Origin of the sequence: Brevundimonas sp., from assembly GCF_052436175.1 — a bacterium.
Taxonomy (GTDB): Bacteria; Pseudomonadota; Alphaproteobacteria; order Caulobacterales; family Caulobacteraceae; genus Brevundimonas.
Map to the genome: position 1 here is coordinate 26,458 of NZ_JBQVNM010000008.1, position 16,580 is coordinate 43,037.

Sequence of the window (16,580 nt, forward strand, 5' to 3'; positions counted from 1 at the left end):
CCGGGGTAAACCTTAATCAACGACTCGCGGTTTATTGACCCTCCGTGGGGACAGAATCTTGACGCGTTGGTTTGTGCATCCGATCGCTGCTTTCTTTCTGGCGATCGCCTGCCTGTCCGGCGCGAGCGCTACGAGGGCGGCCGACCATGACCCGGACCAGGTCGCGCGCTTCGTGGAGGCGCGGGCCTCCCGCACTAACTTCCAGCAGCTCGAAGTCTTCGGCGAAGCCGCCCTCAAGCGCAATGACCGCGAGGGCCTGAACCGCGTCTACCATGTCACCTGGACCGTCCTGAACCAGGGCGATTTCGACAAGGCGGCCGCCTGGAACGCCCGGCTCCGCGCCGCCGCCGTTCGCCTGCACGACGCCCGCTATCAGCGGATCGCCGACCTGAACGACCTGACGATCCGCTATGACAACGGCGATTCGAGCGCTGCCGTCGAAATGCACCGCATTGCCCGGACCGATCCGGACTGGTTCGTCGGCGCCCACGCCGTCCGTCTGGCCGCCCTGGACCTGATGGATCAGGACCGGATCGGCGCGGGCCTGCAGCTGCTCACGGAGTTCGAGACCCGAATCCCGCCCTCGGACCCGTTCGCTCCCACGGCCCGTGCGGGCATCTGGGAGGTGGCCGGGATCGGCCTGATGAAGCTCAACGACCTGGGCGGCGCCGCGCGCGCCTTCTACCGATTCGAGGTCGAGTTCTCCAACCCCGCCTATCCGCGCCCCGACTTCGACAGCGTCTACAACCTGACCCGGATGGCGGTGCAACTCGGCGACCATGAGCAGGCCCGCCGGCTCTACGAGGTTCATCACCGGCTGTCGGTGCGCGCTGGCATCGAGAGCCTGACCGCCTATGACGCCAACCTCTGCGTCACCGTGGCCGAGGGGCGTCAGGACTGGCGCGGCCTGCTACAGTGTCTGGCGCCCTACGGGCCCGATCTGGGCGCGGCGGATTTTCTGGCGACCCACCTTCTGCCCGCGCGGGCCATCGCTCTTGCTCGCACCGGGCGGGTAGCCGAGGCGCAGCGCGATCTGGACGAGATTCGACGCCGCATCGCCGCCAATGATTTCCGCGAGGAAGGCCCTTCCGAAGTACCCCATGTCGAGGCCGAGGTGCTGTTCGCCTCCGGCCGCGCCGCTGAAGCTTACCGCAAGCTGGACGACTACCGGCGCGCCCAGTTGATCTACGACACCCGCCGGTTCAGCGCCGGCATCGGCCAGGTCACCGGCGACCTTCAGGAAAAGCTCGACGAACGCCGGCTGCAGCTCCAGACGGCCCGCAGCAACGCGGGGCTGCAGAAAGACGTGATCGACAGCCAGCGCTGGCTGGTGGCCATCGTCGCCCTGTTCCTGGTCACGGCCTTGGGCGCCGCCTTCTGGCTCGCCCGCCAGGCGGGACGGCTGCGCGAGGCGTCAAGCCGGGCCGAGACCGCCAACCGGGCCAAGAGCGAGTTCCTGGCCAATATGAGCCACGAAATCCGCACGCCCCTGAACGGCGTCGTCGCCATGGCCGATGCCCTCGGTCGCGAGGGTCTGCCGCCCCGCCAGCGTGAGATGATCGACATCATCCGCACCTCCGGCGAAACCCTGGAACGTCTGCTTTCCGACATCCTCGACAGCGCAAAGATCGAGGCCGGGCTGCTGTCACTGGAAACCGCCCCCTTCCCTCTTGTTCAGATGGTTCAGGACATCGGCGCCCTGTGGCGCGCCCGGGCCGAGGACAAGGGTCTGGTTCTGGCCGTGGACATCGATCCGAATACGCCGACCGCCGTATCCGGCGACGTGGTCCGGGTGCGTCAGGTTCTGGGCAACCTCGTCTCCAACGCCGTCAAGTTCACGGGTCAGGGCGAGGTCCGCGTCACGGTCGCCACGGAGGACGACGGCCAGATCCGGTTCTGCGTCGCGGACACGGGCGTCGGCTTCGATGACGCCCAGATGTCGCGCCTCTTCACCCGCTTCCAGCAGGCCGACGGTTCGATCACGCGACAGTACGGCGGGACGGGCCTCGGTCTCGCCATCTCGCGTGATCTGGTCCAGCGCATGGGCGGCGAGATGGGCTGTTCCAGCACGCCCGGCGCAGGCGCGACCTTCTGGTTCCGCCTGCCCCTGCCCGTCGTTCAGATCGAGGCGTCCACGCCAGAGACCGCGCCGGCCGCGCCCGCCGAACGCCGTGACGGACCCATCCGCATTCTTCTGGCCGACGACCATCCGGCCAACCGCAAGGTGGTCGAGGTCCTGTTGTCGGCGGCCGATGTCGAGATCGTCTCCGTCGAGGACGGGCGTGAGGCCGTGGAGGCCTTCCGCAAGGGTCCGTTCGACCTGATCCTGATGGACATGCAGATGCCGGTCATGGACGGCCTGACCGCCACCCGCGGCATCCGTCGCCTTGAACAGGCGGCCGGCGCCCCGCGCACGCCCCTGCTGATGCTGACCGCCAACGCCATGGCCGAACACGTGCAGGCGGGCGTCGAGGCGGGGGCCGACGGGCACCTGGCCAAGCCGATCACCTCGCAACGCCTGTTCGAGGCCATCGAGACGGCTCTGGCGATCGCAGAACCTCATCCCGAAACGGATAGTGAAGCCGCCGCCTGAATGGCGACGAAGTCAGCCCAGAGCCTGGTCCAGATCGGCGATCAGGTCGGCCACGTCCTCGACCCCGACCGACAGGCGGATAAGACTGTCGGTGACGCCTCCCGCCTCGCGAACCTCCTTGGGCACGCTGGCATGGGTCATGATGGCCGGATGGTTGACCAGGCTCTCCACCCCGCCCAGCGACTCGGCCAGGGTGAAGACCTGAACCCGCTCCAGCACCTGACGCACGCGCGCCAGATCGCCGTCGATCACCACCGACACCATGCCGCCGAAGCGGCCGTTCATCTGGCGCGCCGCCAGATCGTGCTGTGGATGGCTGATCAGGCCCGGATAGATGACCTTCGCCACGCCAGCCCGGGTCTCCAGCCAGCGCGCGATGGCCAGGGCGTTCTCGTTGTGCGCCTTCATCCGCAGGCCCAGGGTCTTCAACCCCCGATTGGCCAGGAAGGCGTCGAACGGCCCCATTACCCCACCGATCGAGTTCTGCAGGAACTTCAGCTGGGTCGCGATCTCGGTCGATCCCGCCACCAGTACCCCGCCCACGATGTCGGAATGGCCGTTCAGATATTTGGTCGCCGAATGCATGACGACGTCGGCGCCGAGCGAAATAGGCTGCTGGCTCCACGGCGTGGCGAAGGTGTTGTCCACCACCAGCAGCAGGCCCCTCGCCTTTGCAACGGCCGACAGGGCCGCGATGTCGGCCAGCTTCATCATCGGATTGGTCGGGGTCTCGACCCAAAGCATGCGGGTCTTGTCGGTGATCGCCGCCTCGACCGCCGCCACATCGGCCATGTCGACATAGCTGAAATCCAGCCCCATCGACCGCCGGCGCACCCGCTCGAACAGCCGCCAGGAGCCGCCGTACAGGTCATCGCCGGTGACGATGTGCGATCCCGCGTCCAGCAGTTCCAGCGCCGTGGAAGTCGCCGCCATGCCGGACCCGAAGCCGAAGGCCTGAACCCCGCCCTCGAGGTCGTTGATACAGGCCTCGAACGCCTCGCGCGTCGGGTTCTTGCCCCGCGCATACTCATAGCCCTTGTTCACCCCCGGGCTTTCCTGGGCGTAGGTCGAGGTGGCGTAGATCGGCGTCATCACCGCCCCGGTCGTGGGGTCCGGCTTCTGCCCCGCATGGATGGCGCGGGTCGAGAAACCCTGGCTGTTCTTCAAATCGGCCATGGACTTACCGGTTCAGGCTGAGGTGATTGATCAGATCGACGCGGGCGATGAGGCCGACGAACTTTTCGCCGTCCAGAACAATGGCCACCCGGTCGCGGTCGAACAGCGGGATCAGGGCGTCCAGCGATTCCGTCACCTGCACCGTGTCCAGGTCGCGGGTCATGGCCGAGGACACCGGCTTGGCGAACCGTTCCTTCCGGGTGATCTCGTCGGTGTTCATGATGTGGACGATGTCGCTCTCGTCCAGGATGCCGACCAGCCGCCCTTCGCTGATCACAGGCAGCTGCGACACGTCATTGGACCGCATCCGCTTGAAGGCGCTGTCGAGACTGTCGTCCGGCCCACAGACGACGACGGCGCCGTCCTCGTACTTGCGGCCGATCAGGTCCGAGAGGTTTCCCGCCATCGGATGGTCGCCGAGACCCTGATCCGCCAGCCAGGCGTCGTTGTAGACCTTGGACAGATACTTGGCCCCGGTGTCGCAGACGAAGGTCACCACCCGCTTCGGCTCGGTCTGCTCGCGGCACCAACGCAGGGCCGCCCCGATCAGGGTGCCCGACGACGACCCGGCCAGCACGCCCTCCTTCAGCAGCAACTCGCGCACCGTGGCGATCGCCTCTGCATCCGGGATGGAAATGGCCCGGTCGATCAGGCTCATGTCCGCCGTGTCCGGCACGAAGTTCTGGCCGATGCCCTCGACGGTATAGCTGCCCTCCGGGCCCGGTACGCCCTCATTGACGATGCCCGCCAGGGTCGAGCCGACCGGGTCGGCCAGGATGATCTCGGTCTTGGCTCCGACGCTTTTCAGATACTGGGCCACCCCCGTGATCGTCCCGCCCGAGCCGATCCCGGCGACATAGGCGTCCACGTCATGGTCCAGCTGCTCCCAGATCTCGGGTCCGGTGGTCTTCACATGGGCGGCGGCGTTGGCGGCGTTGGCGAACTGGTTGACGTAGTAGCCGCCCGGAATCTGCTGGGCCAGACGCTCGGCCATGTCGGTATAGTAGTCGGGGTGGCCGTGCGGCACGTCGGACCGGGTCAGCCGCACATCGGCGCCCATGGCGCGCAGATGCTGGATCTTCTCCTTCGACATCTTGTCCGGAATCACCAGCAGAATGTTGTAACCCTTCTGCTTTCCGACCAGCGTCAGGGCCAGTCCCGTATTGCCCGCCGTCGCCTCCACGATCGTCCCGCCGGGCTTCAGCCAGCCCTCGCGTTCGGCGACCTCGATCATCTCCAGCGCGATCCGGTCCTTGATCGACCCGCCGGGATTCTGGCTTTCCAGCTTCAGGAACAGGCGGCACGGGCCGGTGTCCATCCGCGTCACCTCGATCATCGGCGTCCGGCCGATGAGGTCCAGCAGGGACGAACTCGGCTTGGGCAGGGGCTGGGCGGCGGACATTCACGGCTCCGGGAAAGGTTTCGGGGAAGCTGATCGCCCGGCCCGAGGAGGTCAAGCGACGCACGATCATGCCTTTGGGCGGCGCGAAACGCCTTCAGCGCGACCGTTTACGGACCCACATGGCGGCGTCGGCTTCGGCCAGCCAGGTTTCGGCGTCCGTGTGGCCGTTCCAGGCCCGCACGCCGAACGATCCGCCGAGCTTCCTGACCGCGCCGTTCCAGTCGAAGCCGTCCGCCGCCAGGGCCTCCGACAGCCGGCGCGCCTTGTCGCGTCCCTCGTCCGCGCCGGCGTTCAGCATGACCAGGGCGAACTCGTCGCCGCCCAGCCGCCCCACGGCGTCGGTCTCGCGCACATTGTCGAGCAACAGCCGGGCCACGGCGACCAGGGCCGCATCGCCCGCCGCGTGTCCCAGATCGTCGTTCACGCCCTTGAACCCGTCCAGATCGAGATAGACGATCACCGCCGGCGACCCATAGCGGGTGCACCAGGCCATGGCCCGGTTCACCGCCTCGACGAATCCGCGCCGGTTCAGGGCCGGGGTCAGGACGTCATGGTCCGCCGCCGCCTCCGCCGCCTCGGCGCGCAGGCGCAGGGTCTCGACCTCGGCCCGCAGCCGCTCGACCTCGGCCCTCAGGTCGAGACTGTCGGAAGATGGGGCGTTCGCCGCATCGGCCACGAAGAACTCCGGAATCACCCAGGGAATCGCCATGCGGATCGGCCCCACGGCGCCGCCATGCTAACGCCCTTGGTTGCGGGCGCAACGCGCGTGCTGTAACGGGCCGCTTTCCCTAGCAGGCTCCTTTTCTGGGGCCCCGGAAATTCGGGGACATGGACATGCCGACGACGACACCGCCGGTCGCGATCATCATGGGCAGCCGCTCGGACTGGCCGACGATGAAGCACGCCGCCGACGCGCTGGATGCCCTCGGGGTGGCCTGGGAGGCGAAGGTCGTCTCCGCCCACCGCACGCCGCAGCGCCTGTTCGACTTCGCCTTGGGCGCAAAGGCCGCCGGGTTCAAGGTCGTGATCGCCGGGGCCGGGGGCGCCGCCCACCTGCCCGGCATGGCCGCCTCCATGACCGAACTGCCCGTTCTCGGCGTGCCGGTGCAGTCCAGGGCGCTCAAGGGCCTCGATTCCCTGCTCTCCATCGTCCAGATGCCCGGCGGCGTCCCCGTCGCCACCCTGGCCATCGGCGAGGCGGGGGCGAAGAACGCCGGCCTGCTGGCGGGTCAGATCCTGGCCCTGTCCGACGACGCCCTCGCCGCCCGTCTGACCGCCTACCGCGACGCCCAGACCGCCTCAGTCGCCGAAACGGTCGAGGACTGATGTCCGACCTGCCCCTGCCCCCCGGCTCCACCCTCGGCGTCCTCGGCGGCGGACAGTTGGGCCGGATGATCAGCCAGGCCGCGTCGCGGCTCGGCTTCGACGTGGTTATCCTGGACCCCGAGGCTGACAGCCCCGCCGGCCGCGTCTCGGCCGCGCAGATCGTCGCTGGCTATGACGATCCGGACGCCCTGACCCGGCTCGGCCGCCTCTGCGACGTCGTCACCTTCGAGTTCGAGAACGTCCCCGCCGCCTCGATCGAGCGTCTGGCCGAGGCCGGCGCCCTGGTGGCCCCGGGCCCGACCGCCCTGCGCGTCGCCCAGGATCGGGTGGATGAAAAGACCTTCCTCAACGCCGTCGGCGCCACGACCGTGGATTTCGCCGTGGTCGACACTCTGTCGGACCTGGACGAGGCCGTCGCCGTCATCGGCCTGCCCGCCCTGCTGAAGACCCGCCGCGAGGGTTATGACGGCAAGGGCCAGGTCTGGATCCGCGACGCGGCCGAAACCGCCGCCGCCTTCGAGGCCATCAGCGGCCGCCCGGCCATCCTCGAGGCGGCCGCCGCCTTCACCCGCGAACTGTCCGTCATCGCCGCCCGCGACCGCGACGGCGCCGTGGCCGTCTACCCCCTCGGCGAGAACCGCCATGCGAACGGCGTGCTGAAGATCACCCTGGCCCCCGCCGAGGTCTCCGCCGCCGGTCAGGCCCGCGCCCATGAGATCGCCGAGGCCATTCTCGACGGCCTGGACTATGTCGGCGTCCTCGGCGTCGAGCTGTTCGAGCTGGCCGACGGAACCCTGCTGGTCAACGAGATCGCGCCCCGCGTCCACAACACCGGCCACTGGACCCAGGACGGCTGCGTCTGCGACCAGTTCGAACAGCATGTCCGCGCCGTCGTCGGCTGGCCGCTCGGCCCCACCGCCGCGCACGCCCGGGTCGAGATGACCAACCTGCTGGGCGACGAGGTCGAGGCCTGGCGCGACCTGGCCTCCGACCCCGCCGTCCGCCTGCACCTCTACGGCAAGGCCGAGGCCCGCCCCGGCCGCAAGATGGCCCATGTGAACCGGGTGCTGGGTTCGGCTTAGCCCAGCAGTCTGAACGCTAGAGTCGCAACAGCGCCTGTAGCTTGGCCTGAACCTCGGCCAGGACTTCGGGCGAAACCACGCCCTTGGGAGCGGCCCTGCGTGCGCGCCAGTCCAGACTTCTGATTTGATCCGCTAGAATGGCGCTCGGCGGTGCTTCACTGACCACGACCTCGAACGCATAGCCCTTGATGCGGGACGTCATTGGACAACACAGCATCATGCCGCGAGCCCGGTTGTAGCGTGCGGGTGACAAGACCAGGGCCGGCCGACGTCCAGCTTGTTCATGACCTGCCTGAGGATCGAAGTGAAGCCAGACGATGTCGCCGACATCCGGGGCCCATGAGTGTGTCACCAGACCTCGTTCCCTACCGGAGCGCCGAGATCGACTTCCTCAGGAAACCGCTCCGGCGCCATATCCAGCAGAAGATCATCCAGGTCGTAAACGGGCTTGCGCAGGGGCTCTATCACGATCCGCCCGCCCTCTTCGCGAACATCAACCGCCTGATCGATGCTCAGATCGGCGGCAGCCAGGACGGTCGCCGGAATCCGGACTGACGCACTGTTACCCCACTTCTTCACCTGCACACGCATCGGCGTCCTCCTGCATCTCCACCAATGTGAGGTCAGACCGGACCCGTGTCAACAAATGTCGATACAGACTAGCCATACCGCATCCGGCTCAGCAGGTCGGTCATCCGCTTCAGCGGGGCCTCGAAGTCCTTGCCCGCCTTCCACTTCTCGAAGACCATGACGTTCTCGATGCGGGCGGCGACGAAGGCATCGGCCTTCTCCCGCCCGTCGAACAGCCGCATCGTCAGGGCCGGGATCAGGATGCCCGACAGGATCGTGCGCTTGGAATAGTGGTTCCAGTCCGTCGCCGTGTCGCCGGACCAGCGCCAAAGAAGGTCCGCCGTCTCCCAGGCCAGCGACAGCCCAAGATCGGCGTTGGTCGGCAGGGCGAGGAAGCCGGTGCAGCGTTTGGCCGCTTCCGCATCCGCGGCCGCCGCTTCCAGCCGCGCCGAGACCGAGCGGGCGATTCGCTCGCGCATCTTCAGCGTGGCCGGATCGAGCGCCGACAGGGCCGCCATCGCCCGGTCGTCGTGCCGTCGCGACAGCAGGGCCGCCAGATCTCGCGCGCCGTTCGGGAACAACAGTTCGATGTCGCCGTCCGACAACCCCGCCTCGGCGCCCGCCGCCCGCACCAGCTGCCCGTTCCAGCCCAGACCGGGCGCGCGCCGGATGGCGATGTCGAGCACCGCCTGCTCCATCTGGTCGGCCCAGTCGGGCTCTGACCGCGAATCGGGGGCGGCGTTCGACAGGTGCGGCGCGTCGGTCATGGCCGCATGATACGCCTGCGGCGCGGGCGTTTCGAGCCCTTCACAACCGCTTGCGACAACTGGACAGCGGGGGTGGGTTCGTGTATCAGCCCGCCTTCATCCGCAGACCGTGTCTGTCGGACGCCTAATTTATTTGTCTGCCCGTCTCCCTCACAGGACGCGGCGGGCGGCCAAAGGAGAGTTTCACCTGGTTCAGATTTTCGTTCGCGACAACAACGTCGATCAAGCCCTCAAGGCGCTGAAGAAGAAGATGCAGCGCGAGGGCAGCTTCCGTGAAATGAAGCGCCACGTTCACTTCGAAAAGCCGTCGGAAAAGCGCGCCCGTCAAAAGGCCGAGGCCATCCGCCGCGCCCGCAAGCTGGCCCGCTAGCGCATGCAGCGCGAAGGCCGGCTGCCCGCTCCGAAGCCCCGCGTCCCGGGCGCCGGCCCGCGCGGCTGATACGACCTCACGGTCCAGGAATTGAAATGGCCGCTCGAAAGAGCGGCCTTTTTGTTTGTCCTCCCCGTCGCGAAGCGATGGGGAGGTGGCGCGGCGCCGCTTGCGTCGTGACGGAGGGTTTCCTTCCGCGCCCCCGACGCGGAGCCCCTTCAAGAGCCCCCACCGCTTCGCGGTCCCCCCCCCATTCGCCAAGAGGCGAACAGGGAGGACAAACGGAGCTACCGCCCCCCGCCACGGATCGCCGCCGCAAAGCTCTTCCAGCTCAGCTTCACGTCCGACAGGGCCCCGGCGCGGAACGCCCGACCCGCGACCCAGACCATCAATCCGGCGAAGGCGAACATCGTGACCAGGGCGCCGATCGATTCGATCAACGGCGGATCGCTGGGCATCCGCGCCATCATCAGGAAGGGCGTGAACAGCGGGATCCACGACAGGATCTTCACCACCGGCGCATCCGGCGTCTGCAGCGCCATCGACAGGGTCAGCATCGGCACGACCAGGATCATCATGATCGGCCCCATCAGGGTCTGGGCGTCGCGCGGCGTCTCGCAGAAGGCGCCGATGGCCGCGAACAGGACCGCATACATCAGATAGCCGCCGACCATGAAGGCCAGGAACCAGCCTAGCATCCCGCCGGACCACAGCACGCCCATGATGTCCGCCGCCTGATCCGGGGCGAACCGCGCCAGGCCGCCCAGCCCCAGCACGCCCCAGACAGCCAGCACCGAGAGGGTCAGCATCGCCACCCCCAGCACCTTGCCGGTCAGGATTTCGGTCGCCGAGGCCGAGGACAGCAAGACCTCCAGGATCTTGTTCGACTTCTCCTCCATCACGCTGTTCAGCAGGATCGAGGCCCCGGTCAGGATCAGCGACCACAGGATGAAGCCCCCCGCCAGCCCAACCAGCATCGGCAGCTTGTCGCGGAACGACACCTCTCCGCCGCTGCGCGAATTGGGCGAGAAGACGCTGATCTCGGGCCGGAAGGTCTCGGTCCGATCGACGATGGCCGTGTCGATGCCCGAGGCCGCGAACACCGCCTTGCGGTTGATCGACTTCAGGGCGTCGCGGATGAAGTCCTCAACCGTGTCGTCCGTCGCCCGAGCGGTCCAGACGCGGGCCGTCGGGGCCTCGCCGTTGCGGTCCAGGAAGACGACGGCGGCCAGCCGCTGATCCGCCTCCTTTTCGAGATGACGCCGCACGGCGTCGTCCCGCGCGGGTCCGGGAGCGGCCGCCGCGATATCGGCGGGGGTATCGACGAACCTCAGGCGATTCCCGCCCAGACCGGCCAGGGCTTGGTTCGCCGCCCCCGGAGGCGCGCCGGAGGCCTTCATGGCCTTCTCGATCTCCTCGCGCTGGCGAGCGGCGCGACGGTCGGCGTCGTCCTGCAGCACCTGCCGCACAGCAGCGGCCAGGCCGGTCGCCTGGGGTCCGCTTTCCACCAGAGCGACCTCGCGCACCGGCTCGGACGATTTGATCAGCACCTGAACTCCACCGCCCAGAACCGCGAACAGGGGAAAGGCCAGCAGCGACAGCCAGAAGCCGACCGTCTTGGCGTAGGCGGCGTATTCGCGCCGCGCGATCAGGAAGATACGGCTCATTTCACAGCCTCCAGCTCAGCCCGTCGCACCGACTGGTCCTCGTCCGGCCGATCGCCGGTCAGGCCGATGAAGGCGTCATGCAGGGAGGGCTCGCGCATTTCGAACCGGCGGACGTCCAGCCCGCCGAGGAAGGCCGCCTTCAGCGCCGCCTGACCGCCCTGGCCGCGCCCCAGGGCGGCGCGCAGCACCCGCACATCGCCGTCGTCCGACAGAACCTCCACGGCCTCCACGCCTGGCAGGGCGGCCGCCGCGTCCGGCGCGATGGCGCCCTCCAGTTCCAGGAAGCGCGGCGTGGTGGCCCGGGCCTCGTCCACCGTGCCCTCGAAGGCCTTCCGCCCGCGCGCCAGCAGAACCACCTTGTCGCACAGCCGCTCGGCGTGCTGCATCACATGGGTCGAGAACAACACCGTCGCCCCCTCCGCCGCCAGCCCCCGGATCATCGCCTCCAGCCCCTGCTGGTTGACGGGGTCCAGGCCGCTGAACGGTTCGTCCAGGATCACGAACTCCGGCCGATGCACGACCGAGGCGATCAACTGGACCTTCTGGGCCATCCCCTTGGACAGCTCCTTCATCTTCTTGTTGCGCGACGCGCCCAACCCCTGCTGCTCCAGCAGGTCACGCGCCCGCCTGCGCCCCTCGGACTGCGGCAGGCCTTTCAGGGCGCCGAAGAAGGCGATGGCGTCCACCGGCGTCATCTTCTTGTAGAGGCCGCGCTCCTCGGGGAGGAAGCCGATCCGGTCGCGCACCGTCCGCCCGTCCGCGGCGCCCAGAATCTCGATCCGTCCGCTGGTCGCCGGCTGCAGGCCCAGGATCATTCTTAGGGTCGAGGTCTTACCCGCGCCGTTCGGCCCCAGGAAGCCGCAGATCGCGCCCTTCTCGACCTCAAAGCTCAGGCCATCGACCGCCTGGAACGACCCATAGCGCTTGCTCACCCCGTCCAGCGTCAAGGCCGCCATATGATCACTCCCTGCCTGTCCGACGTCGTAGCAGGGGAATCGGCGCCGTCGCTAGGCGGTCGGCGCCTTCGCCCGGATCTGAAAGGTGCGGCCGATCACCTTGACCGGATTGACCTGGGCCCCCGCGCGGCGGACCTCGAAATGCAGATGCGGGCCGGTGGAATATCCGGTGGAGCCCACCAGACCGATCCTCGACCCCGCCGCCACGACGTCGCCGCTCGCTACATCGATCCGGCTCAGGTGGCCGTAGAGGCTGGTCATCCCGTTCGGGTGGGACAGCTCGATGAAGTTCCCATAGCCCTCGGGGTCATGGCCGATCCTCAGAACCCGCGCCTCGGCCGTCGCCAGCACCGGGGTGCCGGTCGGCGCCGCGATATCGACCCCCTTGTGCGGCCTGGCCCCCGGCTCGCCGCCCAGGCGACGCATGCCATAGGGCGAATTGATTCCCCGCCCCGGCACCGGCTCGGCGAAGACGAGGGCCCGCGTGACCGGCCCGGCCGGCCTCGCGACCGCCTTGACCGGCGGGGCCACAGGTGCGGAAATCTCGGTGTCCTTGGGCGCGTTCATCGGCGCGGCCGCCATCGCCAGCACGGCCACCACCAGCAGGGCGGCCGTGTGACCGGCATGGATCGTCAATAGCCGCAGGTGCGGCAGGTATCGGCGCATGGGGTCGTCGGCTCCGGCGTCGCTGCATCGAGCGGGGGACATTCTCGCCGGGCCATGATCGCAACATGCGAAATCAGACGGCGCCGCGCGGGACGGCCGTCTTCTGACTCGCTCCCGCGGCGACTGTGGGGCGACTTTGGGGCGCCGATTGCGACGCGCGGTCGCAGCCCCCTCCCGCGCCGGACGGGAGGGGGCCGGTCCGATGCTACTGCAGTGGCAGGGTCAGGGTGATCCCGCCCAGGTGGCTGTCCGCATGTTCGCCGAAGCGGCCGCGATAGCCGACGTCCACCTTCAGCGGGCCCAGATCGCCCGTCAGGCCCGCCGAAGCCAGGATCTGACCGCCGAAGGGCTCCTCCACATGCCTGTCCAGCGCCTTGGCGGTGTTGGCCATGATCGAGGTGCGCACGGCGTCCGAGCTATCGTCCAGGGCGTCGCGATAGCCGCCTTCAAGGAAGAAGCCGAAGCCGCCGACCCGCCCCTCGGCCCTCAAGGCCGCCTCGGCCGACAGGACAGTCACGTCGCGGTCGGCGTACTGGTACTGGGCCGACGGGCCCTGCTCGAAATAGCCGTCGACGGTGGACGACACCCAGCTGACCGCCACCCGGGGCGAGATCGCCAGCCCTTCGCCGCCGAACCACATGCCGGCCTGCGCCCGCGCGCCCTTGCTGGTCGCCGTCGTCGTGGCCGTCATGACGATGGGATCGAGGGCCGACTGCCGGTCTGCGTCGATATTGTCGTGGCTGGCCCCGGCGGCGGCGTTGGCGAACAGATTGCCCGACCGCCAGCCGGCGTAGACGTCCAGCGACAGGGTCTCGAAATCGGCGTTGAACCGGCCCGATTCGACATCCGTTTTGCGATAGCCGCCGCTCAGCCCGACCTTCCAGGTGTTGGACCAGGCGTGCTCGATACCCATGCGCGCGCCTTGCCCGGTCGAGTCATAGGCGTTGATCGTGCCCCGGGCGTCCGTCTCGGTGCTGTCATAGGCGGCGCCCACGACCACGCTCGTCCCGTCATGCCAGTCTTCGCGAGCCGACAGCCGCTCGCCGCCGAAATCGAGATCGACCTCGCGCTGACGGAAGGTCGTCTCGCCCAGGACCGCCGTGTCCGCGCCCCGATCGCCGTAGTAGAGATAGTCATTGGCCAGCTTGGCGATGATCTGATGGCCCAGGGCCGTCGGATGGACGCCGTCCAGATAGAAGTAGCCGCTGGAGTTGGCGCACAGGGTCACGCCGTTGAAGCAGGCGTCGGTCACGTTGGTGATGCCGAAGCGGCCGGGACTGCCCGCGATCGTGTCGCCGATCTTGAAAAGGTCCATGTAGATGATGTTGGTGTTGGGCTGGGCCGCCGCCGTCGTCGTCAGGCCGTTGAACAGGGCGGTGTTGAAGGTCGACACGGCGAAGTCGGCCAGGGGCGCCGCCGTGGTGTTCCTGAACTGCGGCGTCAGGCTCAGCTTGGGCAGGTTGGTGACCAGAACCGTCCCCGCGCCCGCCGAGGCCACGCTGTTCACCAGGAAGTTGATGTCGGCGGCGGCGCTGTTCGCCACCGGGGTGATGGCGCCGGTCGGATTCGAACTCGCGCCCGCCGCCGGCAGGCCCTGGAAGATATTGTTCGCGCCGCCCAGGATGCTGACCAGGTCGCCCGACCCGAACCGGCCGCCCGCGCCCAGATAGGCGGCCAGCTGGTTCCGCATGCCCGGAGGCGAGGCCTGGCTGTCGGTGCGCGCGCCGCCGAAGGCGTAGTTGATGCTGCCCGTCACCGGGGAGCCTGCGGTGAACCGGCCCAGATTGAAGCCCAGAAGCTCCACGAAGGTCGGGCCGGTCGAGAAGCGGCCCTGCCAGTAGACCGGCGCCGGCGGCTGGGTTCCGCCGGTCGCGGCGAACAGGTTGCCGTTGTCGCTCAGGCTGTCGCCGAACACGACCAGGCGGTTGTAGGTCTGGGCCGAGGCGGCGCCGGCGACCGAGACGGCGGCAAGCGCCAGCACCGCTGCGGCGGCGCTACGATAGAAACGAGACATGGATCCTCCCATCGGCCGTCATCATGCGGCCGTTGACGCCAGTCTGCGCCCGTTTGTGCGGGAAGCAAGACGACGCAGGGGAAGCTTTCGCCGAATTTAATGCAGCAGACGGAACTTAAGCGTCCCCGACACGGCTTTCAGCGCCGTCAGGGCCTCGGGATCGTAGTCGCGGTCAACGTCGGTGATGACATAGCCGACGTTTTCGTCCGTCTTCAGATATTGCCCCAGGATGTTCAGACCGGCCTCGGCCAGCTCCCGGTTCAGCTCGAACATGACGCCCAGCTGATTCCTGTGGATGTGCAGGATGCGGTGGCCGCCCGACACCTCCGGCAACTGCACGTTCGGCAGGTTGACGCAGAAGGTGGTGTCGCCCCGATTCATGAAGTTCAGCAGCCGCTCCGCCGCGAACTCGGCGATGGCCTCCTGCGCCTCTTCGGTCGAGCCGCCGATGTGGGGGGTCAGGATCACGTTCTTCAGTCCGCGCAGGGGGCTGTCGAACGGATCGGCGTTGGTGCGCGGCTCCTCCGGGAAGACGTCCAGCGCCGCGCCCCCGACCCGGCCCGACCCGATCGCCTGCGACAGGGCGCCGATATCGACCACATGACCACGCGACAGGTTCAGGAACAGGGCGCCCGGCTTCAGCTTCTGGAACTCGGCCGCGCCGATCAGATTGGTGTTCTCGCGTCGCCCGTCGACGTGCAGGCTGACCACATCGGCCTCGGCCAGCAGATCGTCCAGACGCCGCACGCGCCGCGCATTGCCCAGCGCCAGTCGCTCCGACAGGTCATGGAAGATGACCCGCATCCCGAGAGCCTCGGCCACGACCGACAGCTGCGAACCGATGGCTCCGTAGCCGACGATGCCCAGGGTCTTGCCGCGCAGCTCGCGTGATCCGTCCGCCGACTTGTTCCATTTGCCCTGGTGCATGGCGGCCGACTTGTCCGCCACGTCGCGCATCAGGGTGATGGTCAGACCGATGGCCAGCTCCACCACCGACCGGGTGTTGGAATAGGGGGCGTTGAACACAGCCACCCCGTGATCCGCCGCCGCCTGCAGGTCGATCTGGTTGGTGCCGATGCAGAAGGCGCCGATGGCCAGCAGCCGGTCCGCCGCCTCCAGGACGCGCGGCGTGACGTTTGTCTTGGAGCGGATGCCGAGGACATGCACCCCCTTGATCCGCTCGATCAGGTCGTCCTCGTCCAGGGCGCCCTTGATCGTTTCGACCGAGTATCCCTCGTCGGTCAGCCGCTCGACGGCCGCCGGGTGGATGTTCTCCAGCAACAGCATCTTGATGCGGCGGCGCGGATAGGACCAACGCCCCGTCAGCCCCTCGGCGAACAGCAGGTCGTCCATCGACGGCGTTTCGGCGTCCGCGACCGCGACCACCCGCTCGCGGCGCACGATTTCGGTGTAGGCGTAGAAGCGGTCTGCGGCCCCCGCCAGCTTGACCTCGGCGTCGGTCCAGCCGTCGCCGATCATGACGACCGGGCCCGTCAGGTTCAGCGCCTTGATGACCCTGGGCTTGCCGTCCGCCTGGGACAAGGGATTGGCGTCGTCCACGCCCGTGACCCGACCCTCGGCGTCATAGGTCAGGTCGTTGCAGAAGACCTGTTCCGGCGCGATGCCCAGCCGCTCGGCGACCGGCGCGATGATCTCGCGGAAACCCCCGGACAGGATCAGGATTCGCCCGGCGTTCTCCTGGAAGAAGCGCAGGTTCCGCCGCACCGACGGCGTCCCCTCGTCCAGGATCGTCGCGGCCAGGGCGTCGATGTGTTCCCGCGTCAGGGGCAGCAGCGCCAGACGACGCCGCAGCGCCTCGCCGAACGGCAGCTCGCCCGCCATCGCCTGATCGGTGAGATCGGCCACCTGTTCACGGATGGCGGCGGCCTCGGGATGGCCCTCTAGCGCCAGATCGGCGAGCGCCTCAAGCGTCTCGATGCGGACGAGGGTGGAATCAAAATCGAAGATCAGGGTCGGCTGCGCGCTCATGC

At 68.2% G+C, this 16,580-nt stretch carries 15 protein-coding genes; 4 read left to right on the forward strand and 11 right to left on the reverse strand.

Going from position 1 to position 16,580, the window contains the following annotated elements; translation table 11 throughout:
• The first annotated feature begins 58 nt into the window (after window positions 1-58).
• Window positions 59-2,593 carry an ATP-binding protein gene (locus ACT6QK_RS03570; RefSeq protein ID WP_444596431.1) on the forward strand — a complete coding sequence of 845 codons (2,535 nt, stop codon included), beginning with the start codon at window positions 59-61 and terminating at the stop codon, window positions 2,591-2,593.
• A 12-nt stretch (window positions 2,594-2,605) separates the two neighbouring features.
• Here the strand turns inward: ACT6QK_RS03570 and ACT6QK_RS03575 are convergent, their stop codons facing one another.
• From ACT6QK_RS03575 to ACT6QK_RS03585, 3 genes are all read right to left on the reverse strand, one after another.
• Entirely contained in the window at window positions 2,606-3,769 is a 1,164-nt protein-coding gene (locus ACT6QK_RS03575) for a cystathionine gamma-synthase (protein ID WP_444596432.1), read from the reverse strand.
• A gap of 4 nt (window positions 3,770-3,773) precedes the next feature.
• On the reverse strand, window positions 3,774-5,171 hold the full coding sequence (locus ACT6QK_RS03580; RefSeq protein WP_444596433.1) for a pyridoxal-phosphate dependent enzyme: 1,398 nt from the start codon (window positions 5,169-5,171) through the stop codon (window positions 3,774-3,776).
• 94 nt (window positions 5,172-5,265) lie between these two features.
• Window positions 5,266-5,880: a GGDEF domain-containing protein gene (locus ACT6QK_RS03585; RefSeq protein WP_444596434.1), complete on the reverse strand. Its 615-nt coding sequence runs from the start codon at window positions 5,878-5,880 to the stop codon at window positions 5,266-5,268.
• Between the two features lie 125 nt (window positions 5,881-6,005).
• Between ACT6QK_RS03585 and purE the strand changes: the two genes are divergently transcribed.
• Window positions 6,006-6,497, forward strand: coding sequence for a 5-(carboxyamino)imidazole ribonucleotide mutase (purE, locus tag ACT6QK_RS03590; RefSeq protein WP_444596435.1), 492 nt, complete (start codon window positions 6,006-6,008; stop codon window positions 6,495-6,497).
• Complete coding sequence (locus tag ACT6QK_RS03595) at window positions 6,497-7,579, forward strand: 5-(carboxyamino)imidazole ribonucleotide synthase (protein ID WP_444596436.1); 1,083 nt, start codon at window positions 6,497-6,499, stop codon at window positions 7,577-7,579. Before purE ends, ACT6QK_RS03595 begins: the two co-directional genes overlap by 1 nt.
• A 16-nt stretch (window positions 7,580-7,595) precedes the next feature.
• Here the strand turns inward: ACT6QK_RS03595 and mazF are convergent, their stop codons facing one another.
• The 3 genes from mazF to ACT6QK_RS03610 all read right to left on the reverse strand — a co-directional run bounded on the left by mazF (window position 7,596) and on the right by ACT6QK_RS03610 (window position 8,916).
• Complete coding sequence (gene mazF, locus ACT6QK_RS03600; RefSeq protein WP_444596437.1) at window positions 7,596-7,931, reverse strand: endoribonuclease MazF; 336 nt, start codon at window positions 7,929-7,931, stop codon at window positions 7,596-7,598.
• Window positions 7,928-8,170: an AbrB/MazE/SpoVT family DNA-binding domain-containing protein gene (locus ACT6QK_RS03605; protein WP_444596438.1), complete on the reverse strand. Its 243-nt coding sequence runs from the start codon at window positions 8,168-8,170 to the stop codon at window positions 7,928-7,930. Before ACT6QK_RS03605 ends, mazF begins: the two co-directional genes overlap by 4 nt.
• Before the next feature lie 68 nt (window positions 8,171-8,238).
• On the reverse strand, window positions 8,239-8,916 hold the full coding sequence (locus tag ACT6QK_RS03610) for a COQ9 family protein (RefSeq protein WP_444596439.1): 678 nt from the start codon (window positions 8,914-8,916) through the stop codon (window positions 8,239-8,241).
• Window positions 8,917-9,103: 187 nt separating this feature from the next.
• On the opposite strand from ACT6QK_RS03610, the gene rpsU reads away from it, so the two are divergent.
• Window positions 9,104-9,286, forward strand: coding sequence for a 30S ribosomal protein S21 (gene rpsU, locus ACT6QK_RS03615; protein ID WP_444596466.1), 183 nt, complete (start codon window positions 9,104-9,106; stop codon window positions 9,284-9,286).
• Window positions 9,287-9,573: 287 nt separating this feature from the next.
• Here the strand turns inward: rpsU and ACT6QK_RS03620 are convergent, their stop codons facing one another.
• From ACT6QK_RS03620 to serA, 5 genes are all read right to left on the reverse strand, one after another.
• Window positions 9,574-10,953, reverse strand: coding sequence for an ABC transporter permease (locus ACT6QK_RS03620; RefSeq protein WP_444596440.1), 1,380 nt, complete (start codon window positions 10,951-10,953; stop codon window positions 9,574-9,576).
• Window positions 10,950-11,909, reverse strand: coding sequence for an ABC transporter ATP-binding protein (locus ACT6QK_RS03625; RefSeq protein WP_444596441.1), 960 nt, complete (start codon window positions 11,907-11,909; stop codon window positions 10,950-10,952). Before ACT6QK_RS03625 ends, ACT6QK_RS03620 begins: the two co-directional genes overlap by 4 nt.
• A gap of 51 nt (window positions 11,910-11,960) precedes the next feature.
• Window positions 11,961-12,575 (reverse strand): M23 family metallopeptidase, encoded by a 615-nt coding sequence (locus ACT6QK_RS03630; RefSeq protein WP_444596442.1) that lies wholly within the window; start codon window positions 12,573-12,575, stop codon window positions 11,961-11,963.
• 205 nt (window positions 12,576-12,780) lie between these two features.
• On the reverse strand, window positions 12,781-14,589 hold the full coding sequence (locus tag ACT6QK_RS03635) for an autotransporter domain-containing protein (RefSeq protein ID WP_444596443.1): 1,809 nt from the start codon (window positions 14,587-14,589) through the stop codon (window positions 12,781-12,783).
• 96 nt (window positions 14,590-14,685) lie between these two features.
• Window positions 14,686-16,578 carry a phosphoglycerate dehydrogenase gene (gene serA / locus ACT6QK_RS03640; protein ID WP_444596444.1) on the reverse strand — a complete coding sequence of 631 codons (1,893 nt, stop codon included), beginning with the start codon at window positions 16,576-16,578 and terminating at the stop codon, window positions 14,686-14,688.
• Window positions 16,579-16,580: the final 2 nt, after the last annotated feature.